Origin of the sequence: Blautia schinkii, assembly GCF_013304825.1 — a bacterium.
Classification (GTDB): domain Bacteria; phylum Bacillota; class Clostridia; order Lachnospirales; family Lachnospiraceae; genus Blautia_A; species Blautia_A schinkii_B.
On record NZ_JAAWUO010000003.1, the window covers coordinates 120420 to 142638 of the forward strand.

The 22219-nt window shown below is 44.1% G+C and carries 20 protein-coding genes and 1 pseudogene; 16 read left to right on the forward strand and 5 right to left on the reverse strand.

The features are described 5' to 3' along the window. The first annotated feature begins 95 nt into the window (after positions 1 to 95). From HFM85_RS03355 to HFM85_RS03365, 4 genes are all read left to right on the forward strand, one after another. Positions 96 to 1313 (forward strand): ATP-binding protein, encoded by a 1218-nt coding sequence (locus HFM85_RS03355; RefSeq protein WP_119239758.1) that lies wholly within the window; start codon positions 96 to 98, stop codon positions 1311 to 1313. An 11-nt stretch (positions 1314 to 1324) separates the two neighbouring features. Beyond that, a complete protein-coding gene (locus HFM85_RS16405; protein ID WP_274602628.1) occupies positions 1325 to 1459 on the forward strand; it encodes a hypothetical protein in 135 nt (44 codons plus the stop codon). Positions 1460 to 1758: 299 nt separating this feature from the next. Then, the gene (locus tag HFM85_RS03360; protein ID WP_173737047.1) at positions 1759 to 3567 is read left to right on the forward strand and encodes a Na/Pi cotransporter family protein; all 1809 of its coding nucleotides are present in this window, start codon (positions 1759 to 1761) and stop codon (positions 3565 to 3567) included. Between the two features lie 73 nt (positions 3568 to 3640). Further along, complete coding sequence (locus HFM85_RS03365; protein WP_173737046.1) at positions 3641 to 4471, forward strand: TrmH family RNA methyltransferase; 831 nt, start codon at positions 3641 to 3643, stop codon at positions 4469 to 4471. A gap of 31 nt (positions 4472 to 4502) precedes the next feature. Here HFM85_RS03365 and HFM85_RS03370 read toward each other — a convergent pair whose 3' ends face one another. Further along, positions 4503 to 6038: a PucR family transcriptional regulator gene (locus tag HFM85_RS03370; protein WP_173737045.1), complete on the reverse strand. Its 1536-nt coding sequence runs from the start codon at positions 6036 to 6038 to the stop codon at positions 4503 to 4505. Between the two features lie 202 nt (positions 6039 to 6240). Here HFM85_RS03370 and HFM85_RS03375 point away from each other — a divergent pair, with 202 nt between their 5' ends. The 8 genes from HFM85_RS03375 to queA all read left to right on the forward strand — a co-directional run bounded on the left by HFM85_RS03375 (position 6241) and on the right by queA (position 12067). Continuing rightward, positions 6241 to 7236 (forward strand): uroporphyrinogen decarboxylase family protein, encoded by a 996-nt coding sequence (locus HFM85_RS03375; protein ID WP_173737044.1) that lies wholly within the window; start codon positions 6241 to 6243, stop codon positions 7234 to 7236. Positions 7237 to 7462: 226 nt separating this feature from the next. Then, positions 7463 to 7786 (forward strand): YlxM family DNA-binding protein, encoded by a 324-nt coding sequence (gene ylxM / locus HFM85_RS03380; protein ID WP_173737043.1) that lies wholly within the window; start codon positions 7463 to 7465, stop codon positions 7784 to 7786. 3 nt (positions 7787 to 7789) lie between these two features. Further along, the gene (ffh, locus tag HFM85_RS03385) at positions 7790 to 9142 is read left to right on the forward strand and encodes a signal recognition particle protein (RefSeq protein WP_173737042.1); all 1353 of its coding nucleotides are present in this window, start codon (positions 7790 to 7792) and stop codon (positions 9140 to 9142) included. A gap of 45 nt (positions 9143 to 9187) precedes the next feature. After that, the gene (gene rpsP, locus HFM85_RS03390) at positions 9188 to 9433 is read left to right on the forward strand and encodes a 30S ribosomal protein S16 (protein WP_015525220.1); all 246 of its coding nucleotides are present in this window, start codon (positions 9188 to 9190) and stop codon (positions 9431 to 9433) included. 54 nt (positions 9434 to 9487) lie between these two features. Beyond that, positions 9488 to 9718, forward strand: a complete 231-nt coding sequence (locus HFM85_RS03395) for a KH domain-containing protein (protein ID WP_015525219.1) — start codon at positions 9488 to 9490, stop codon at positions 9716 to 9718. Between the two features lie 61 nt (positions 9719 to 9779). Next, positions 9780 to 10286 (forward strand): ribosome maturation factor RimM, encoded by a 507-nt coding sequence (rimM, locus tag HFM85_RS03400; protein ID WP_173737041.1) that lies wholly within the window; start codon positions 9780 to 9782, stop codon positions 10284 to 10286. After that, positions 10287 to 11039, forward strand: coding sequence for a tRNA (guanosine(37)-N1)-methyltransferase TrmD (gene trmD, locus HFM85_RS03405; RefSeq protein WP_173737040.1), 753 nt, complete (start codon positions 10287 to 10289; stop codon positions 11037 to 11039). It abuts the gene before it with no gap. Positions 11040 to 11041: 2 nt separating this feature from the next. Then, positions 11042 to 12067: a tRNA preQ1(34) S-adenosylmethionine ribosyltransferase-isomerase QueA gene (gene queA, locus HFM85_RS03410; protein ID WP_173737039.1), complete on the forward strand. Its 1026-nt coding sequence runs from the start codon at positions 11042 to 11044 to the stop codon at positions 12065 to 12067. A 379-nt stretch (positions 12068 to 12446) separates the two neighbouring features. On the opposite strand, the pseudogene HFM85_RS03415 reads toward queA, so the two are convergent. Beyond that, positions 12447 to 13511 (reverse strand): annotated as a pseudogene (locus HFM85_RS03415) (CapA family protein); the annotation flags it as partial. Positions 13512 to 13919: 408 nt separating this feature from the next. Here HFM85_RS03415 and HFM85_RS03420 point away from each other — a divergent pair. Both HFM85_RS03420 and HFM85_RS03425 read left to right on the forward strand, forming a co-directional pair. Next, complete coding sequence (locus HFM85_RS03420) at positions 13920 to 14765, forward strand: deoxyribonuclease IV (protein ID WP_173737038.1); 846 nt, start codon at positions 13920 to 13922, stop codon at positions 14763 to 14765. A gap of 3 nt (positions 14766 to 14768) precedes the next feature. Continuing rightward, positions 14769 to 15299: a ribonuclease domain-containing protein gene (locus HFM85_RS03425; protein WP_173737037.1), complete on the forward strand. Its 531-nt coding sequence runs from the start codon at positions 14769 to 14771 to the stop codon at positions 15297 to 15299. Positions 15300 to 15413: 114 nt separating this feature from the next. Here HFM85_RS03425 and HFM85_RS03430 read toward each other — a convergent pair whose 3' ends face one another. The 3 genes from HFM85_RS03430 to HFM85_RS03440 form a co-directional block, all read right to left on the reverse strand. After that, positions 15414 to 16400, reverse strand: a complete 987-nt coding sequence (locus HFM85_RS03430; RefSeq protein ID WP_173737036.1) for a 2-hydroxyacid dehydrogenase — start codon at positions 16398 to 16400, stop codon at positions 15414 to 15416. A 109-nt stretch (positions 16401 to 16509) separates the two neighbouring features. After that, positions 16510 to 17784, reverse strand: coding sequence for a 3-phosphoshikimate 1-carboxyvinyltransferase (gene aroA, locus HFM85_RS03435; protein WP_173737035.1), 1275 nt, complete (start codon positions 17782 to 17784; stop codon positions 16510 to 16512). Between the two features lie 93 nt (positions 17785 to 17877). Next, on the reverse strand, positions 17878 to 18969 hold the full coding sequence (locus HFM85_RS03440) for a prephenate dehydrogenase (protein ID WP_173737034.1): 1092 nt from the start codon (positions 18967 to 18969) through the stop codon (positions 17878 to 17880). Positions 18970 to 19187: 218 nt separating this feature from the next. Between HFM85_RS03440 and HFM85_RS03445 the strand changes: the two genes are divergently transcribed. Next, entirely contained in the window at positions 19188 to 19910 is a 723-nt protein-coding gene (locus HFM85_RS03445) for a phosphatase (protein ID WP_173737033.1), read from the forward strand. Between the two features lie 154 nt (positions 19911 to 20064). Further along, on the forward strand, positions 20065 to 22155 hold the full coding sequence (locus HFM85_RS03450) for an elongation factor G (protein WP_119239746.1): 2091 nt from the start codon (positions 20065 to 20067) through the stop codon (positions 22153 to 22155). Positions 22156 to 22219: the final 64 nt, after the last annotated feature.

Sequence of the window (22219 nt, forward strand, 5' to 3'; positions counted from 1 at the left end):
TATTACACTGAATAAAATAAAAGTTTCCGAAACGGGAAAATAATTTGATATTTTGCGTATAATATGCTATACTGAGAAAAAGGAGGAATGCAGATATGGTTGAACGAAAAGAATATCTTGACCAGCTTTGGGCATGGAAAGACGAGCAGCAGATCAAGGTCGTGACCGGAATCCGCCGCTGTGGAAAATCTGTACTTCTGGAACAGTATCAGCAGAGACTCTTAGCGAATGGAGTTACACCAGAACAGATTATTTCTATCAATTTTGAAAATCTGGATTACGAACCTTTAAAAGATTATATGAAGCTGTACAATTACCTCAAAGAACGTTTGTGTGCAGATAAGATGACATACATCTTTTTGGATGAGGTTCAGGAAGTTCCATCATTCGAGAAAGTGGTTGACAGCCTTTATATCAGAGACCATGTGGACGTTTATATCACAGGCTCCAATGCATATATGCTGTCAAGTGAGCTTGCAACGCTTTTGTCAGGAAGGTACACAGAGATCAAGATGCTGCCGCTTTCTTTCCGTGAGTATATGGCGGTGACAGGTATGGCAAAAGAGGAAGCTTTTGCAGAGTTTATGAAAACTGGTGGAATTCCGTATGTGGCAGTAATGAACCGCACGGATGAAAAAATAGATCAGTATTTAGAGGGAACCTACAATACCGTTATTGTAAAAGATATTGAGCAGCGGCAGGCAAGAAGGGAAAAAGAAGGTGGAAAACGAAAAATCACAGACATTGCGTTACTAAAGACAATTGCCAGGTATCTGGCAAGCGTTATCGGCAGCCCGGTGTCAATGAAAAGTATAACCGACTATCTGACCTCAGCGGGTAGAAAAGTATCCCAAAACACAGTCAGTGATTATGTGGAAGCCCTGACAGAGTCTTTTATTTTTTATCCTGTGGAGCGATTTGACATTGTGGGGAAGCAGCTCTTAAAGGTCAACAATAAGTTTTACATGGTAGATATGGGAATCAGAAACCACATTCTTCCGAGAAAACGATATGATCTTGGATTTACCATTGAGAACATTGTGTATCTTGAACTTTCACGAAGGGGTGGCAAAGTCAACATCGGAAAATATGGTTCTACTGAGGTCGACTTTGTGACACAGAAGGAAGGTGTGCTTACCTATTATCAGGTAACTGCTGATATGACGGCGGAAGAAACTTTTGAGAGAGAGATGAGACCGCTGCGGAGCATTCAGGATAATTATGAAAAGATTGTCCTGACACTGGATCGTTTTTCACTCGGAAATTACGATGGCATAAAAGTTGTGAATGTCATCGACTGGCTTTTGCGATGAGGAATCTGCATATGAGTGATGTGGAAATTAGTCAAAAACAGCAGATTGATAGTAATGATCAGAAACCGGATGGCAAAAGTGTCACGGAATCTCTTACCGGGATTCTGAAAGAAGATGACCTTGATGCGAAAAAGCAAAAAGGCTGAAAGAAAAATACGAAACGGCGTAAATAGAACATAAGATCAAGGACTTTTTCGGAGGTCCGTTTTCTTTGCGAAAGGAACGATAAATATATACATCTTTATTGTTTTTGCTGCCTGTGATTGCAATATTTTTCTTTCAGCCAAAATCTTTTGTTGTAATCTGGGAATTGATGTGGCATAATAAATGGGAAAATGTTAAAAATAAGAAAAATCCAGATTAAGAAAATGCAAAATTGTATTTTCAGGAGAACACTGCTTCTGCTGCGAGCTGGCAGAATGCGAGTATGACAAAGGAGAAAATTATGGCAATTTTTTCAATGATCTTATCTTTGTTATGTGGAGTATCATTATTTCTTTTTGGAATGTCCCTGATGGGCGATGGTCTGAAGCTGGCGGCCGGTAACAAGCTGGAAGCTTTTCTGTATAAGATGACCAATACTCCGCTTAAGGGTGTTGCACTTGGTACTGGTGTTACCAGTGTGATCCAGTCGTCTTCTGCGACGACGGTTATGGTAATTGGTTTCGTAAACTCCGGTATGATGAAGCTGAAACAGGCGATCGGTATTATCATGGGAGCTAATATCGGAACCAGTATCACAGGTTGGATCTTATGTCTTTCTTATATTGAAGGATCCAATGGAATCGCAAGTATTCTTTCCACAGCAACAATCTCAGCTGTTGTGGCTGTAGTTGGTATTATTTTCCGCATGTTCTGTAAGCGAACCTTACATAAGAATATTGGAAATATCATGCTTGGTTTTGCCATTCTGATGACCGGAATGCAGATGATGAGCGGTGCGGTTTCTCCGCTGCGTGAGAGTCCTGTATTTATCAAGATGCTTACGATGTTTTCCAACCCGATTGCTGGTATTCTTGTTGGTATTGCTTTTACAGCTGTACTTCAGAGTGCTTCTGCGACAGTCGGTGTACTGCAGGCGCTTTCTGTGACAGGAATCCTGACATTTGCCAGTGCATTTCCGATTGTTCTTGGTATTGGTGTTGGTGCCGCATGTCCGGTTCTGATCTCCGCGGTCGGAGCTAATAAGAATGGTAAAAGAACAGCTCTTGTATATCTGATCAATGACCTTTTCGGATTGATTCTGTGGTCAGTTGTCTTTTATACAGCTAATGCGATCGTACACTTTACATTTATGGATATGACCATGACACCTGTAGCAATCGCACTTTTGAATACAGTGTTCCGTCTGGCAACAGTTATTGTACTGTTCCCGTTCATTCCGAAGGTCGAGAAGCTGGTATGCTGGCTTGTTAAAGATAACCAGGAGGATCTGGAGGATGAGGCTGATTTCGATCTTCTTGAGGAGCGTCTTCTTAATTATCCTGCTCTTGCGATCGCGCAGTGTCACCGTGTGATGAACGGTATGTCCAAGAAGCTTCGCAAAAATGTCAACAGGGCGATGAATCTTCTGAATGATTATCAGCAGGATAAATATGATAAGGTTCAGCGTAAGGAGGATCTGATCGATAAATATGAGAGCCGTCTTGGCGAGTATCTGATCCAGCTTACAAAGCGTGAGATGAATACTGCTCAGACAAGACAGGCTTCCCTGTATCTGCATACCATCAATGACTTTGAGCGTATTGGAGATCATGCTTCTTATATTGCTCATATGTCCAGCGAGATGCACGATAATCATACGAATTTTTCACAGGAAGCATGGGATGAATTAAATATTGTTATGGAAGCTGTCCGTGAAGATATTAATATTACCTGCAATGCTTTTATGAAAGATGATAAAGAGATGGCACAGAGAGTTGCACCTCTTGGAGCTGTGATCACAGGTCTTTGTGATGTGCTGAAAATGCGCCATGCAGAGCGACTCAGCCAGGGTAAATGCGGTCTGGAAGAGGGAACTGTATTCAGTGATATCCTCAACAGTTTCTGCCGTATTGCAACACATTGTGCAAGTGCTATGGTTGCGTTGATGAAGAGTGATGAGACGGGATCAGATATCCATATCCATGATTCCAAGATTTATCCGACGAACAGCACGGAGTATTATCAGTATTTTAAAGAATACGGACAGAAATACGATATTGGAAGTCAGGAAGGCCATATGCTTAGTATGGAGCCGGAAGAAGTAGAATAATAGTAAAATCAAAGGGACAGTTCAGTTTGGCTGTCTCTTTTTTTGAGAATGGAGGGTATCGGAGATAACAAAAATGTCAAATATTATAGAAATCACAGATTTTAATGCCCCGGAGCTGGATGTTTATGCCAGAATCTCTGAAGTACAGCTTTTGAACCGGGCAGAGCCTGAGAAGGGAATTTTTATTGCAGAGAGTCCGAAGGTGATCGAACGCGCATTGGATGCCGGATGTAAGCCGATTTCGTTTCTTGTGGAGCATAAGCATATTGAAGGTGAGGCGAAGGAGCTGATCCGGCGGTGCGGGGATATTCCGGTTTATACTGCTGCGTTCGATGTGCTGACACAATTAACAGGATTTAAGCTTACCAGGGGAATGCTCTGTGCCATGCACAGACCTGTACTTCCGGAAATTGAAGAAGTATGTGGAAATGCACGCAGGATTGCAGTCCTGGAAAATGTTGTAAATCCTACAAATATAGGTGCGATCTTCCGTTCTGCAGCTGCTCTCGGGATGGATGCGGTACTTCTCACACCGGGATGCAGCAATCCGTTATATCGCCGTGCGATCCGTGTCAGTATGGGAACTGTCTTTCAGATCCCCTGGGCATTTTTTGATGAAAAGACAGACTGGAAAACAGAGGGAATACGGAATCTTCAGAAAATGGGATTTAAGACGGCGGCTATGGCCTTGAGAGAAGATTCTGTTAATATCGATGACCCGAAACTGCTTGCAGAGGAAAAACTGGCAGTTGTCCTTGGTACAGAAGGAGATGGCCTTGCATTTGAGACCATTGCGGACTGCGATTATACAGTGTGTATTCCCATGGCTCATGGAGTTGATTCATTGAATGTTGCTGCTGCCAGCGCGGTTGCTTTCTGGCAGCTTGGAAAACCGGATTTTTGATCCACAGGAAAAGAAGAACAGGCGTAAACTATTATTTTTCTGCCTGATTTTCCGATTCCATATCCATCAGATGGAAAGAAAGCAGCAGATACAGGATTTCATCTCTGTCTGTAAGATCAGAATCCAGAAAAGTCCTGATCTTATCCAGTCGGTAAAGAAGTGTTGTTCTGTGGATGAACAGAGCGTTGGCTGTATGGGCAATATTCTGATTGTGTTCCAGAAAACACCGCAGCGTATCATAAAGATGAGACTGTCCGGCCTCATCTTTATATTTCAGAGAGAGAAGCTTTTCATGGCAGATCATGTAAGCAGGAAGTTTTCTGGTAGCCTGTTCCAGAATATAGGGCAGTGCAATAGAATTAAAATGGTGGATACTTTCGGCAGGGTTCTTGCGCTTGCCAACCTGCAGTGCAACAGAAGCCTGAGTGTACTGGCGATGAAAATTGAAATGTCCGAGCATTTTTCTGCTGTATCCGGCGTTTAACATACTGCTCTTGATGAAACCTTCGATCTTATCGGAAATCTCATGGACAGTCATGGTGCAGAGATCCAGATTGATAAAAAGCACTGCATTTCCCTTATATTCGGTAGCACAGCTGGCGGGGATGGTATTTTCCAGATAATTGCAGATGGCGTTAAGTGTCAGGTTCTTCTGATCAATGAGACCGGTCTGGATCAGAATACACTGATACATATGGGAAGAAAGCCACCCTACATTACTTAGCTGCTGGCTGATTTTTACATAATCAGCACCTGGATCTGTCATAATGGAAATGAAGATCTGGTGCAGTGGAAAAGATTTATCCCGGTTGTGCATGATACCTGTGGAAAGTGCGTGAGATACCATCTGGGCCAGATATTCCAGAATGAAGCCAAAAGTATCATCCAGAGGAGCTTCCCCTTCAGAGAACATCAGCCTGTATACAGCTTTATCATTATTGGAGATGTTCACACAGAGAGCTGGAACAGTGAGATCATTCCCTGGATAATAGAAATATCCTGTTTTGTAAAAAGCTTCTTCGTAGTTGAGATCCTGTTTCAGGCTGTCAACCAGAGCCCAGGAATTTTCGCTGGAGCCCAGAACGGAATTGGAGAGATCTCCAAGCTCCCATTTTTTGGAGGCAATGATCGTGAAATCCATGCCGATCAGCATCATGGGATTGGGGATGATACAGTCTGTCAGTTCCATAAGTTCCATTATGGAAGCATTTCTTAGACGGGAATCGATAAGGGACTGGTTCCACTGGTCATAAATAAGAAAGATTTCCTGCAGTTTATTGAGAATCATATTAACAGGAATGTCCTGAGGAATCACACACAGATTCGGCTGGGACAGTTCGTAATCATGATATGATGCTCCGACAATGAGAAAAAGGATATTCTTAGGATGTCGGAATGTCAGCCGAAAATCCGGTTCTGAAACAAGATAGATGCGGCCATCCTGAAGAGGGGTGGCCTTTTCGAAACAGGCGGGACAGGAGAGAACCGGTTCTGTATCCAGCCTGGATGTATGTATTGGAAATGATTTCTGCAGATGATAGCAGATCAGTTTGGAACTGAGTTTCAATGAAAAACCTCCTTCCTATACTTTATAGGAAAATATTTAAATAATAACCCTATTATGAGGAATTGTGATTCTTATAAAATTCAGTATAATAGAATCATAAAGAAAAAACAAGTGCAGAAATAAAGCTTTTTCATGGGGCGTAGCGTGATGAATATGTAGAAAAAGTCTTTTCCTGCATAATAACGTAGCGGAGGTGCTTTTTATGTTGACAAAAAGACAGAATATGATGGAAGTAATCCGTGGGGGGAATCCGGATCGTTTTGTAAAACAGTATGAAGGACTGACATTTGTACTGAATACTCCTTATCAGGTAGAATATCCGATGATGCCGGAAGCACCTGGAGCACCAACAGTAAAATGCGGCTGGGGTTACTATAATTCCTGGCCAGCCGGAACACCTGGAGCATTCCCGCTTCATGATCCGGAACATCTGGTATGCCCTGATGTGGCAGAATGGAAGAAATATGTAAAGGCACCGGATATCAATTATACAGAAGAGGACTGGAAAGCATGTCAGGAGACGGTTGCAGGAATTGACCGCAATGAGACAATGGTGGCTACGCTGATCGCACCGGGGGTTTTTGAGATGTGCCATTATCTCTGTGAAATCCAGAATACCATGATGAATTTCTATGAAGAGCCGGAGGCTATGCATGAGCTGATCGAGTACATTACAGAGTGGGAACTGAAATGGGCTGAGCAGATCTGTACTTATATGAAACCGGATGTTATTTTCCATCATGATGACTGGGGTACACAGAACTCCACATTTATCAGTGTGGATATGTTCCGCGAGTTTTTCCTTGATGCTTACAAGCGTATCTATGGTTACTACCATGACCATGGCGTAGAGCTGATCATTCATCACAATGACAGCTACAGCGCAACGCTGGTTCCGACGATGATTGAAATGGGAATAGATGTATGGCAGGGATGTATGTCTGTAAATGATCTTCCGAAACTAATCAAAGAATATGGCAAGGACATCACATTTATGGGTGGTATTGATAATGGCAAAGTTGACCGCTTTGACTGGACACAGGAAATGATCCAGGAAGCTACAGATCAGCTTTGCAGAGATTGCGGTAAGCTTCATTTTATTCCATGTACCACACATGGTCTGAACTTCTCCTGTATCCCGGGTGTTTATGAGGCTGTAGATAAAGAAATTGACAAAATGACAGAGGAACTGTTCTGAACCGAATTCAACGAACATTTTTGATGAAGCTGTATAGCTGCATATATAAACAGCTATATATAATAGGAAGAAATGCGTAGGCAGGAAGCCGGAAAAGTATGAAGAAATCCACCAGTGGATCACTTTTCCGGCTCTTTTTGCGCTTTTTTTGAAAAAATATTTTTTGTAAAGCAAAAACGCTTGACAGATATGCGGGAATCGTGTATGATAGCCAAGGTGATTACAGATGGAGAAATTTGTAGAGCAGACTTTTTTATTTGATTTTTATGGAGAGCTTCTGACAGAGAGGCAGCGGCAGGTGTACACCAGTGTTGTGTTTGAGGATTATTCCTTAAGCGAGGTTGCCGAGGAACTCGGTATCAGCAGACAGGGCGTGCATGATATGATCAGACGGTGCAATCGGACGTTGGAAGAATACGAAGAGAAGCTCCATCTGGTCGAGAAATTCCTGAACATCCGCAGTCAGGTTATGGAAATCCATAAACTGGCAGGTAACTACCACGCCGAAGATATTGCGGCGATTTCCAAAGTGATATTAGAGGAGTTATGATCAATGGCATTTGAGAGTTTAACAGATAAACTGCAGAATGTATTCAAGAAACTGAAGGGCAAGGGCCGGCTTACAGAGGCTGATGTCAAGACAGCACTGAAGGAAGTTAAGATGGCACTTCTCGAGGCCGATGTTAACTTCAAGGTTGTGAAACAGTTTACGAAATCCGTTCAGGAAAAGGCAATCGGACAGGATGTTATGAACGGCCTGAATCCGGGACAGATGGTTATCAAGATCGTTAATGATGAGCTGGTAAGCCTGATGGGAAGTGAGACAACAGAGCTTCCGGTCAAACAGGGTATGGATATTACAGTTCTTATGATGGTCGGCCTCCAGGGTGCAGGTAAGACTACTACTGTTGCCAAGCTGGCAGGTAAACTGAAATCCAAGGGAAAGAGACCACTGCTTGTAGCCTGTGATGTTTACCGTCCGGCAGCGATCACTCAGCTGCAGGTAAACGGTGAGAAGCAGGGCGTTGAGGTCTTTTCCATGGGAGATAAGCAGAATCCCGTGGATATTGCGAAAGCAGCTATCGAGCATGCGAAATCCAATCAGCAGAATGTTGTGCTGATCGATACTGCAGGTCGTCTTCATATTGATGAGGATATGATGCAGGAGCTTGAGAATATCAAGGCGAATGTAAATGTGGATGCGACTGTGCTCGTTGTTGATGCCATGACAGGACAGGATGCGGTAAATGTAGCGCAGAACTTTTCTGACAAGGTTGGTATTGACGGTGTGATCCTTACCAAGATGGATGGTGATACACGAGGTGGAGCTGCACTTTCCATTAAGGCAGTAACAGGTAAACCAATCTTCTATGTTGGTATGGGAGAGAAGCTTTCTGATCTGGAGCAGTTCTATCCGGAGCGTATGGCTTCCAGAATCCTTGGCATGGGCGATGTGATGAGTCTGATCGAGAAGGTGGAAGCATCTGTTGATCAGGAGCAGGCACAGGAGATGCAGAAGAAGCTGAAGAAAATGGACTTCGACTTCAATGATTATCTCACCAGCATGGAACAGATGAACAAGATGGGCGGTATTTCCAGTATCCTGAATATGCTTCCTGGAATGGGCGGAAAGATGAAGGATATCGAGGGCATGATCGATGAGAAGGCTATGGACAGAACCAAGTCCATTATCCTTTCCATGACACCTCAGGAAAGAAGTAATCCGAACATTTTAAATGTATCCCGTAAGAACCGTATTGCCAGAGGTGCGGGCGTGGATATCACAGAAGTGAATCGACTTGTGAAGCAGTTTGAGCAGAGCAAGAAGATGATGAAACAGATGCCGGGCTTAACAGGCGGCAAGATGAATATGGGAAAAAGAGGCGGCTTTAAGCTTCCCTTTTAAATAAACAAATATAAATTTTCAGAAAGATAATTGGAGGAAAACAAAATGGCAGTAAAGATCAGATTAAGAAGAATGGGACAGAAGAAAGCACCTTTCTATAGAATCGTAGTAGCAGATTCTCGCTGCAAACGTGACGGAAGATGTATCGCAGAGATCGGAACATATGATCCGAATCTCGACCCAAGTGTATACAAGATCGATGAAGAGGCAGCTAAGAAATGGCTTGCAGCTGGTGCTCAGCCTACAGAAGTAGTTGCTAAGCTTCTTAAACTTGCCGGAATCGAGAAATAATACCTGGCAGATCAGATCTGCGGGACCCGTAAGGGCAGAGCAAGGAGGTATGTAATGAAACAACTTGTAGAAGTAATTGCAAAATCTCTTGTAGAAAATCCGGATGAAGTAGTCGTTACTGAGACTGAGAAAGACGATGCCATCGTTGTTGAACTGAAAGTCGGACCGGCCGATATGGGCAAGGTCATCGGAAGACAGGGAAGAATTGCCAAGGCAATCCGTACCGTTGTAAAGGCGGCTTCTTCAAAAAGCAGCAAAAAAGTGATTGTAGATATTCTGCAATGAAAAAGAGAGACAGGAGCTGTGGATTCCATGGCTCCTGTTTTCACTCTGAAAGGGAGCGAAAATGGAAGATTTATTAAAGGTAGGAGTTATTACAACGACTCACGGTGTTCGTGGTGAAGTAAAGGTTTTTCCAACCACAGACGATGCTGAGCGTTTTCTTGATATAGAATATGTGCTTCTGGACACAGGAAAAGAACTTCGCAGACTGAATATTAAGAACGTGAAGTTTTATAAGAATCTTGCAATCCTGAAGTTTGAAGGCGTTGATAATATCAATGATATTGAAATGTACAAAGGCCGTGATCTGTGGATTCCGCGGGAGGAGGCACAGGAGCTTGGTGAGGATGAGTATTATGTCGGCGATCTGATTGGGATGGATGTACTTCTGGAGAACGGGGAGAAATTCGGAGTGCTTCGTGACGTGATGGAGACAGGTGCCAATGACGTATATGTGGTGGAACAGGTAAATGGAGATGAGATCCTTCTCCCTGCTATCCACGAATGTATTCTTGACGTTAATGTTGATGAAAATACCATGACTGTACATTTGATGAAAGGGCTTGTTTAAATGAATTATCATGTACTTACGCTTTTTCCGGAGATGATCGAGAATGGGATGAATACAAGTATCACCGGCCGTGCGATAGCCAAAGGGCTTCTGACGCTGGAAGCTATCAATATCCGTGATTTTGCTTTTAACAAGCATCAGAAAGTAGACGATTATCCATATGGCGGCGGTGCAGGAATGCTGATGCAGGCAGAGCCTGTATATCTTTCCTATGAGTCCATTGTCAACCGGATCGGAAAAAGGCCGCGTGTGATCTTCCTTACTCCACAGGGAAAAACTTTCAACCAGAATATGGCAAAGGAATTTGCGCTGGAGGATGATCTGGTTTTTCTCTGCGGCCATTATGAGGGGATTGATGAACGCGTTCTTGAAGAGATTGTGACAGATTATGTTTCTATCGGTGATTATGTACTTACAGGTGGAGAGCTTCCTGCCATGGTAATGATGGATTCGATTTCCAGAATGGTACCAGGTGTTCTGAATAATCAGGAATCAGGTGAGACGGAATCTTTTTCCGGAAATCTTCTGGAATATCCGCAGTACAGCCGCCCGGAAGAGTGGCATGGAAAAAAAGTTCCGGAGGTGCTGCTTTCCGGACATCATGGAAATGTGGATAAGTGGCGGAGAGAACAGTCCATCATCCGTACTGCCAAGTGGAGGCCTGATCTGCTGCCCAAGGCTGACCTGACTAATAAAGAGTGGAATGAGATTCGCAGACTTCGTAAACAGTGGAAAGAGGAAGTGGAAAAATAATTATGAAAACATCAGATTTTTATTATGACCTGCCGCAGGAACTGATCGCTCAGGATCCGCTGGAGGACAGAAGTTCCTCCAGATTGATGCATCTGTCACTGAAGGACGGAAGCATTGAGCATCGTCATTTTACAGATATACTGGATTACCTGCATAAAGGTGACTGCCTTGTGATCAATGATACCAAGGTTATTCCGGCGCGTCTTTATGGCCATAAGGAGGAGACAGGAGCTCTTATTGAGATCCTTCTTCTGAAACGCCGTGAGAATGATATCTGGGAGTGTCTTGTTAAGCCGGGCAAAAAAGCTCGTCCCGGTGCAAAGATCACATTTGGTGACGGAATCCTGAAAGGCGAGATCATTGATATCGTGGATGAGGGAAATCGTCTGATCCAGTTCCATTATGAAGGGATTTTTGAGGAGATTCTGGATCAGTTAGGTGAGATGCCGCTACCACCGTATATTACTCATAAATTAAAGGATAAAAATCGTTATCAGACTGTATATGCAAAAAATGAAGGTTCTGCTGCTGCACCTACAGCAGGACTGCATTTCACACCGGAGCTTCTTGAAAAAGTGAAGGAGATGGGGGTAAATATTGCCCATGTAACTTTACATGTAGGTCTTGGAACTTTCCGTCCTGTAAAAGTAGATGATGTTGAAAAGCATCATATGCACTCTGAGTTTTATATTGTGGATGAAGATCAGGCGAAACTGATCAATGACACAAAGAAAAACGGCGGAAGAATAATTTCTGTAGGTACTACCAGCTGCCGTACGCTGGAGTCTGCAGCTGGTGAGGATGGGATTGTAAAGGCCGGAAGCGGCTGGACAGAGATTTTTATCTATCCGGGATATAAATTCAAGGCAATTGACGGACTGATCACGAACTTTCATTTACCGGAATCAACGTTGCTGATGCTGGTTTCTGCCTTAGCAGGAAAAGAGCACATAATGGCAGCTTATGAGGAAGCTGTGAAGGAGAGATATCGTTTCTTCAGTTTTGGCGATGCGATGATGATCGAATAAAAAAGTATATACAAATCGTAAAATTACAAAAACCGGAAAAGTTCTGAATACGAGCTTTCCCGGTTTCTTTTTTATTTTATAACTTTATAAGATTTTTACAGGGCTATTCTTCACTGTCGTCGGTGAAATCAGAATCATCGCCGTAGTTGGAATCATCATCTGAGCTATAATCTTGGTCATCGGATGTATCGTCTGAACTGGTATCATAATCAGAATCATCGCTGCTTGCAGAGTCACCAGAGTTATTGCCTGAAGAGTCTGCTCCGTCCGAAACATCTGCACTGCCGGAAGAGCCGCTATCTGTGCTGTCAGTAGAATTGCTGTCGGAACTGTCGGTACTTCCTGTTGTACCGGAAGAAGCAGAAGAATCAGTTGCCGGAATTGCTGCGCTTCGTTCCTGGATCTTCGCCTTGATACGGGTAGCCTCATCACCGGTAGCAGGAGTTGGCTGATAGTTGTTATATCCATCAGCAGAGGAAATGGAGCAGGGGATGATATTGGTTACGTTATCTTCCTGCACACCTTCAGAAGTAATGGTAAACGTCTGCTGGAAGATCATAGTATCCATATCACTTGGAGAGCTGTTTCCTCCGAAGCAGAAGTTTCCGAGGCTGTAGACGATATTTTTGCCTTTATAGGTCTCAATTCCCTGAAGTACATGTGGATGATGGCCGCACACCAGATCAGCACCTTCATCAATAGCCAGACGCCCAAGAGTCATCTGGTTGGTATCCGGGACAGTTTCTGTTTCATTTCCCCAGTGGAAGATCACAATAACAAGTTCTGCACCATCCTTTTTGACTTTGGCAATATTATCTTTCAGCTGCTGTTCCCGTCCAAGGTGATCGTTCAGTTCATAGATTCCCACAAGACCGACCTTGATGCCTTTTATATCCATGACTGCTGTATCATCATATCCAAAATGTGTAATTCCTGCGTTATCAAGAGCTGTCATGGTATCGGTATAGCTCTGGTCGCCGTAATCATGGCTGTGGTTATTGGCGGTATTTACCGCTTCTACAGAACCGCTGTTAAGGATCTGGGCATATTCAGCAGGAGCTTTAAATGCGAATGTTTTGTCCTCGCGGGTATCGGAATCTGTAAGTGTTCCCTCGAAATTGGCAATGGTCAGGTCATCGGCTTCGAAGATGCTTTTTACATTTTTGAAGAAATAATCTTTTCCGTTATTATCATAATAAGCAGTAAAACCGGTATCATAATCAAAAGTTTCATCAGTTCCAAGTGTACAGTCGCCGACTACGCTGATGGTAAGAGAAACAGGTTCTTTAGCTGCGGCAGCTTCCGCCGGGGCTTTTTTTGCTTCGGCTTCTGCCTGGGCTTTCTGGAGTGCTGCTGCCTCGGCTGCCTTTCTGGAAGAGCAGGCGCGTGCGGAAAAGATAATGACCAGAAGCAGTACCAGAAGAATGCCACCTCCTGCAAGCATCAGTTTCTGGCGGCGGACCTGCTGATAGCGGGAGTTGTGGGAAATCGCTTTTCTGAGGGATGCTGCAGAATTATGTGAAGATGAATGTCTGTCTGCAGCAGAAGAGTTCTGGTGGGAAGTGCCGGAAGAGGCAGTTCTGTGTTGCCGGGCTCCTTCCTTGCCGGAACGCTGCTGCCGTGCTTCGCGTGCACGGAGAGCTTCCTGGCGGGCATGTTCCGGATCATGGCCATGAACCGGTCGTCTTCGATTATCGTTTGGCATATTTTTTCTTTCTCCTTCATATGTAAAGATACATTTATTATAGAAAGAATTGGAAACAATGTAAAGGAAGAATCCCGGTCTTTTCAGAAAAAGGCGTTTTTGTTATAATAATGCTGCAAATAAATATTACAGGGAGATTACAGAAAAATGGTACTATATATCGGAAATCATACAAGTTCGTCCAAAGGCTACGCTGCCATGGGCCGTCAGATGCTGAAAAACGGCGGGAATACATTCGCGTTTTTTACCAGGAATCCACGGGGCGGCAAGGCGAAAGAGATCGATCAGCAGGATGTGGAGAAGTTTCTGGAGTTGGCCAGGGAGAATCAGTTCGGGAAACTGGTGGCACACGCCCCTTATACCATGAATGCCTGCGCGGCCAAAGAAAATCTGAGAGATTTTGCCAGGGAGGTTATGGAAGATGACCTGAAGCGTATGGAAAATACGCCGGGGAATTATTATAATTTTCATCCGGGAAGTCATGTAGGCCAGGGAACAGAAGCGGGGATCACCAAGATTGCTGAGATCCTTAACGAAGTGCTTACAGAAGAGCAAAGTACGACAGTTCTTCTGGAAACCATGTCTGGTAAGGGTTCTGAGGTGGGGGCAACATTTCAGGAACTGAGGGAGATTATTGACCGTGTGGAGAAAAAGGATAAGCTGGGTGTCTGTCTGGATACCTGTCACGTGTGGGATGGAGGGTATGATATTGTCCATGACCTGGATGGGGTGCTTCATGAATTTGACCAGGTGATCGGACTTTCCAGACTGAAAGCGGTTCACCTTAATGACAGTATGAACGGTCTGGGCAGCCACAAAGATCGTCACGCGAAGATCGGTGAAGGAGAGATCGGACTGGATGCGCTTGTAAATGTAGTGTGTCATCCGGCATTAGAAGGAATTCCATTTATTCTGGAGACACCGAATGATGATGAGGGATGGAAAAGAGAAATTGCACTTTTGAGAGAACGGTATGCTGTGAAAGGAGCTTGATTCATGAGAAAGTTTAAATTTTTTCTTTTGGCAATAACAGGAGCTGCTGTGCTGATGCTGGGCGGCTGCAAGGAGAAAGCAAAATATGACGAGTCTGCTTTCCAGGATGACCTGGAACCATTGACAGATGATGAGCTGGAATCCATGGATGAGAATACCGATGATGAGATGACAGTGGCAGATGAAGATGAGATGGCCCAGGGAGATCTGGAAGCGGATGAGACAAAAAATAAAGAGAGCAGTTCGGATGCTTCCACAGACAGTACAGAGAGCCAGAAGAAGCTGGATGAGAAAGGCACTTATACTGATAAGGATGATGTGGCTGAATATATTTATGAATATGGACATGTTCCATCAAATCTGAAAGCGGAAACTTATGATAATGCAGATAATATGTTTCCTGTTGAGGATGGTGTTACTTACCAGCAGTGCAGCCTTGATACAGATGGAAAGCAGAAGATCATTTTTACCCAGGATGGAAAGCGTGTGTATTATACCGCGGATGAAGGGGAATCGTTTGAAGAGATTTATTAAAGAATAAATATTTGACTGAATCTATTTGCTCATAAAAAAGTCCCGGATACAGATATTGATCAATCTGTGTCCGGGTTTTTTGTGTCCATTAATGAGAAAAAAATCAGTGGCTCATCAATGAACCTGATTTTTCAGTTCCTCGCCGTTCATAAATGCACGTGCATTTTCCAGTGTTGTCTCAGCGATATTGGTCAAGGCCTCTACTGTGAAGAATCCCTGATGGGAAGTCATGGTAACATTTGGGAAGGACAGCAGACGCTGGATGGTGGAAGTCGGGAGAATGCTGCTGGACATATCCTCGTATACATAAGCAGATTCTTCTTCATAAACATCCAGACCAACAGCAAAGAATTTATGGTCACGGATTCCTGCAATAAGATCATCGGTTTTGATCAATCCGCCTCTGGAAGTGTTGACCAGGATCACGCCGTCTTTCATTTTTGCAATAGTTTCAGAATTGATCAGATGCTCTGTCTCCGGAGTCATCGGACAGTGAAGGCTGATCAGATCACTGGTTGCAAGAAGTTCGTCCAGTGAAACATATTCCAGAAAATCCAGGCTTTTATTTGGGAAAAGATCGTAGGCAATGACACGCATGCCAAAACCGCGGCAGATCTTTGCCATAGCCTGACCGATTTTTCCGGTACCGATAATACCGGCTGTTTTCTGATAAAAGTTCACACCCATCAGGCCGTTCAGTGCAAAATTGTTTTCACGGCATTTGATATAGGCTTTATGTGTATGGCGGTTGGCTGTCAGGGCAAGAGCCATCGCGTGCTCGGCAACTGCTTCCGGGGAATAGCCAGGGACACGGACAACCTGGATTCCGCATTTAACTGTTGTTTCCAGATCAACATTGTTGTATCCGGCACAGCGCATCAGGATCAGCTTTACACCCTGACGGTGCAGTTCTTCAATTACCGGTGTGCCAAGGTCAGCATTTACAAATGCGCAGATGGCATCATAGCCGTGGGCAAGAGCTGCTGTTTCCTCATGGATGTTGGCTTCAATAAATTTGATTTCAATGCCTGGATAGGACGGAAGCAGCTTCTCAAAAAATTCCTTATCGTAGCTCTTGGTGTCATAAAACAAAATTCTCATAATAGTTGCTCCTCTCTGGAATATTATTTTTTCGGACAAAATAATATCATGGCTTTATCAATTTGAAAAGGGGTAAACTGGAAGAAAAAAGGATAAACTTTATCAAATATTATTCAGCCAGGCTGTAAAGATCGGAATAGAACTCCGGATAGGAGATATTGACACATTCTCCGTTTCTGATCATGAGAGGTCCGTCACAGAGAAGGCCTGCCACTGCAAAGGACATGGCAACGCGGTGATCAAGGTGAGAATCGATCTCAGCTCCATGAAGCGGTTTGCCGCCGTTGATGATCATGCCGTCGTCTGTTGCCTGGATATCTGCTCCCATTTTCTGAAGGTTTTCTGTCATAACCTGGATACGGTCGGATTCTTTTACACGAAGCTCCGCTGCATCACGGATTACAGTGGTTCCCTTTGCAAAAGCAGCCATTACAGCGATCATCGGAAGTTCGTCGATCAGGGTAGGAATGATAGCACCCTCTACTGTGGTCCCGTGGAGAGAAGAAGAGCGGATCAGAAGATCTGCGGTAGGCTCGCCTTCTTTTGTTTCGTTCAGCAGGGTGATATCTGCCCCCATGGCTTTGCACACACGAAGAATACCGTCACGGGTAGGATTGGTTCCGACATTTTTAAGAAGGATCTCACTGTTTGGAACAAGAAGTCCGGCTGCGATAAAGTATGCGGCAGAAGAAATATCGCCAGGAACCAGGATTTCCCTTCCGTATAGAGAAGGATCCGGTTTAACAGAAGCTGTTGTTCCTTCTGAAGTTACATCTGCACCAAAATAGTTCAGCATGATCTCAGTGTGGTTTCTGGAAAGAACAGGTTCTGTTACGCTTGTGTTACCATCAGCGTACAATCCTGCAAGAAGTACGCAGGATTTTACCTGTGCAGAGGCCACCGGTGAATCATAATGGATAGCCTGGAGTTTTTTTCCGGAGATCTTGAGGGGTGCACAGCCGTTTCCGTTAAGACTTACAATATCTGCGCCCATCTGGGAGAGTGGAGTCATGATCCTTTTCATAGGACGTTTCCGGATAGAAGCGTCACCGGTAAGCTCGGAAATAAAATCCTGTCCTGCAAGGATACCGGAGATAAGACGGGTGGTAGTCCCACTGTTTCCTACATCCAGCACATCGTCTGGAGCTGTAAGGCCATGTAGACCTTTACCGCGGACGAGAATCTCGCCATTGTTGTTTTCGATATTGATTCCCATTTTCCGGAAACAGGAGATGGTGGAGAGACAGTCTGCACCTTCCAGAAAATTAGTGATCCTGGTGGTTCCTTCTGCAAGGGAGCCGAACATAACAGCTCTGTGTGAGATGGATTTGTCACCTGGGATGGCAAGTGTGCCGTTTAATTTGTTTACTTTTTTAATTTCCATAATGAATACCTGCCTGTAATGTTAGTTTTCGTTTCAGACACCAGGACGGATCGTGTATGATTTATGAAAAGCTGTTTTGGTGTCTGACATTCATCAGCGTTCGCAGATTTTGTAGTTACGTTTATTAAGAAGAACTTTCGCCTGCTCTAAAGCCTGGTCTGTGTAAAACTCGATCTTCAGAACGCCGTCCTCAAATTCACGGTTATGGATAATGCCGATATTCTTGATGCTGACCTTCTCTGTTGCAAGTATGGTTGCGATCGTTGCGATGGCACCGGCTTCATCAGCCACATCAATAAAAAGGACATAAGAGCGGGGAATCAGGCTGTTGTCCAGAATATCAATAGAATCGCGGTAGTCCTTGGAGCTTGCGAACATATCAAAAATATTGTCAGATTCTTTATTATCGATGGAACAGCGGATCTGGATCAGCATACGGATAAATTCATCCAGAACTGTGGAGATATTCTTCTGATTTTCCAGGCAGATCTGCTCCCACATGATCGGAGACGAGGAGGCGATACGTGTGATATCGCGGAAACCGCCTGCTGCGATCATCTTCATGTATTCTGCATCATTGTCCAGAAGTTTAACAAGGTTGACAAGAGCAGAAGCTACGATATGAGGAAGATGGCTGACACCGGCTGTGATGAAATCATGTTCTTCCGCAGTGATCACAAGGGGGATAGCACCAAGGGAAGAAATCAGTTCTGTAAAATCGGAAATTCGATCCAGAGGAACCTCGCCGCCCGGAGTGATAATATAGTAAGCATTCTCCATAAGATGATCACTGGAATTGGAAAAACCGCTGCGTTCGGATCCTGCCATCGGGTGTCCGCCGATAAATCTGGAATCTAATCCAAGCTCAGTTACCTTTTCGTGGATGATACTCTTGACGCTTCCCACATCTGTGAGGATACAGTTCTCGCCAAGGGAGTCTTTCAACTTCTCCATGTATTCCACATTGAATTCTACTGGTGCGCAGAGGAAAATGTAATCGCAGCTGCGGAAACGTTCGTCCTCAATATCGCATACACCGTCTATGATATTACTGCTGACTGCTTCTGCCAGAGCTTCTCTGTCTGTGTCAAAAGCCAGCAGATGGTAATCCGGATGAAATTTTCGGATGGTTCTGGCAACGGAACCGCCAATGAGTCCCAGGCCGATAAAACCTATGGTTTTCATATTACTTCAGAGTCCTTTCAGATTACTTTTATTCTTTAAAAGTGTAAATCACGAATATATTGTAAAAGAAAGTATGAAAAATGTCAATAAATGTATCAAAAGAGAAAGCTTTATGAAAGGGAATTTTGAAAAAGAATATGTTTTACAGAAAACGTCTTGTTAATATCAAAAGCACGGACGTATAATATAGAAAAACTAAAAACAGAGGAGAGTTTGTTATGAAATACCATTCAGTCATGGATCTGCACACCCACACAGTTGCCAGCGGACATGCTTACTGTACGCTTCGGGAGATGGCGAAAGCTGCTTCGGATAAAGGACTTGAGCTTCTTGGCATCACGGAACACGCACCGAAAATGCCCGGAACCTGTCATAAGTTTTATTTCCAGAACATTAAAGTTGTTCCAAGAGAAATGTATGGCATCCAGCTTCTGCTGGGCTCAGAAGTAAACATTCTGGATGCGGCAGGAACTGTAGATCTGGAGCAGAAAACACTGGAAAAGCTGGATGTGGTGATCGCAAGTCTTCACGTTCCCTGTATCCATCCGGGCAGCAGGGCAGAGAATACAGAAGCTTATCTTAATGCCATGAAGAATCCATACATTAATATTATCGGCCATCCGGATGACGGAAGATATGAGATTGATTATGAAGCACTGGTACAGGGAGCGAGAGAATACGGAAAAGTCCTGGAGCTGAACAATCATTCCATGGATCCGGACTGCACCCGAGAGAATGCAGTGGAGAATGACACTGTTATGCTGAATTACTGTAAAAAATATCAGGTTCCTGTTGTCATGGACAGTGATGCCCATTTTGATCTGCTGATCGGGGAATTTGATCTTGCCAGAGAATTGTTGACAAAGCTGGATTTTCCGGAAGAGCTGGTGCTGAACCGTTCAGTTGATGCTGTGAAGAAATATGTGAACCGTAAGTTTTGAGCAGACGTTTCATACACATATTCCAACGAATTGACGGTATATCAAAAAACTTTCTGAAAAAAAGTTGTCAAAATTGAATAAAATACTTGAAATTTGCATGGAAATTTAGTAAAATGTGAACATATTAAGTAAGACAAACAGGGAGGTATTACATATGGACGTTTTCAGAACAGACCGAATCAGAAATGTAGTCCTATTAGGTCATGGTGGCGCAGGCAAGACAACACTGGCTGAGGCAATGGCTTATCTGGCAGGTATGACCAGCAGACTCGGACGTGTTGAGGATGGCAATACTGTCAGCGATTATGACAAGGAAGAAATAAAGAGACATTTTTCCATCACAACTTCTTTGATTCCGGTACCATGGGATAAGATGAAAGTAAATGTGCTGGATACACCTGGATATTTCGATTTTGTGGGAGAAGTAGAGGAAGCAGTCAGTGCAGCAGATGCAGCGATCATCGTTGTTTCCGGTAAGGCCGGTGTTCAGGTAGGAACACAGAAGGCATGGAATCTCTGCGAGAAATATAAACTTCCGCGTATGATCTTTGTTACAGATATGGATGTGGATGATGTCAGCTATCGTGAGGTCGTGGAAGAGCTGACAGAGCTGTATGGCAAGAGAATCGCTCCCCTTCATTTTCCGATCCGTGAGGACGGCAAGTTCGTAGGATATGTCAATGTTGTGAAACAGGCCGGAAGAAGATACATTGACAAGGCCGGCAAGGAAGAATGCCCGGTTCCTGATTACCTGACCGAATACCTGGAGAAATACCATGAAACTCTGATGGAGTCTGTTGCAGAGACCAGCGAAGAATTTATGGATCGTTATTTTGAGGGAGATACATTCTCTGTAGCTGAGGTTTCCGCAGCTATTGCAACGAATGTACAGGATGGAAGTATTGTTCCTGTATGTATGGGATCACCTGTGAACCTTCGCGGCGTATCCAACCTTCTCGATGATATCTGCGGATACTTCCCGAGCCCGAGCGGACGTTCCTGTAACGGTATCGCACAGAAGACCAATGAGATCTTTGAAGCCAACTATGATTTTGCCAAGGCGAAATCTGCTTATGTATTTAAGACCATCGCTGATCCGTTCCTTGGTAAATATTCTCTGATCAAGGTATGCTCCGGTGTTCTGAAATCCGATGATACACTTCTTAATGTAGAGAAGGGAACAGAGGAGCGTGTAAATAAGCTTTATGTTATGGAAGGTTCCAAACCGATCGAAGTTCCGGAGCTTTTTGCAGGTGATATCGGTGCCATTGCCAAGCTTGGCAGCGTGCAGACAGGCGACAGCCTTGCAACTAAGGCGAACCCGATCCTTTATCCGAAGGCAGTTCTTTCCACACCATATACATATAAGAGATTTAAGGCCGTAAAGAAGGGCGATGAAGATAAGATCGCTCAGTCACTTGCCAAGATGATGAGTGAGGACAATACTCTTAAGGTTGTCAATGACAGTGCCAACCGCCAGAGCCTGATTTACGGTATGGGCGACCAGCATCTTGACATCGTAGTAAGCAAGCTGAAAGAACGCTATAAAGTAGATGTTGAACTTTCCAAACCGAAGGTTCCGTTCCGTGAAACGCTTCGTAAGAATTCGGATGTAGAAGGCAAACATAAGAAACAGTCCGGCGGACACGGACAGTACGGCCATGTTAAGATGCGTTTTGAGCCGTCCGGTGATCTGGAAACTCCTTATGTATTTGAGCAGGTTGTTGTCGGCGGTGCAGTTCCGAAGAACTACTTCCCTGCAGTTGAGAAGGGACTTCAGGAATGTGTTCAGAAAGGACCTCTTGCTGCATATCCTGTAGTTGGCGTGAAGGCTACTCTTTATGATGGATCTTATCATCCGGTTGATTCTTCTGAGATGGCATTTAAGATGGCGACAATCCTTGCATTCAAGAAGGGCTTCATGGAAGCTTCTCCTGTACTTCTTGAGCCGATCATCTCCATGAAGGTGATTGTTCCGGATAAATATACAGGTGATGTTATGGGCGATCTCAACAAGAGACGTGGCCGTGTTCTTGGAATGAATCCGGATCATGAAGGCAATACCATTATCGAGGCAGATGTTCCGTTGCTTGAGATCTATGGATATTCCACAGTGCTCCGTTCCATGACAGGCGGAAGCGGAGATTTCTCCTATGAGTTTGCACGTTATGAGCAGGCTCCGAATGATATTCAGGAGAAAGAGATCGCAGCACGTGCAAGCAAGGTTGAGGGAGCTGACGAATAAGAAGGTATACAAGAATATCTTATGAGGGTAGGATATAGAGTTGACAGGCTGCAGCATTTGCTGT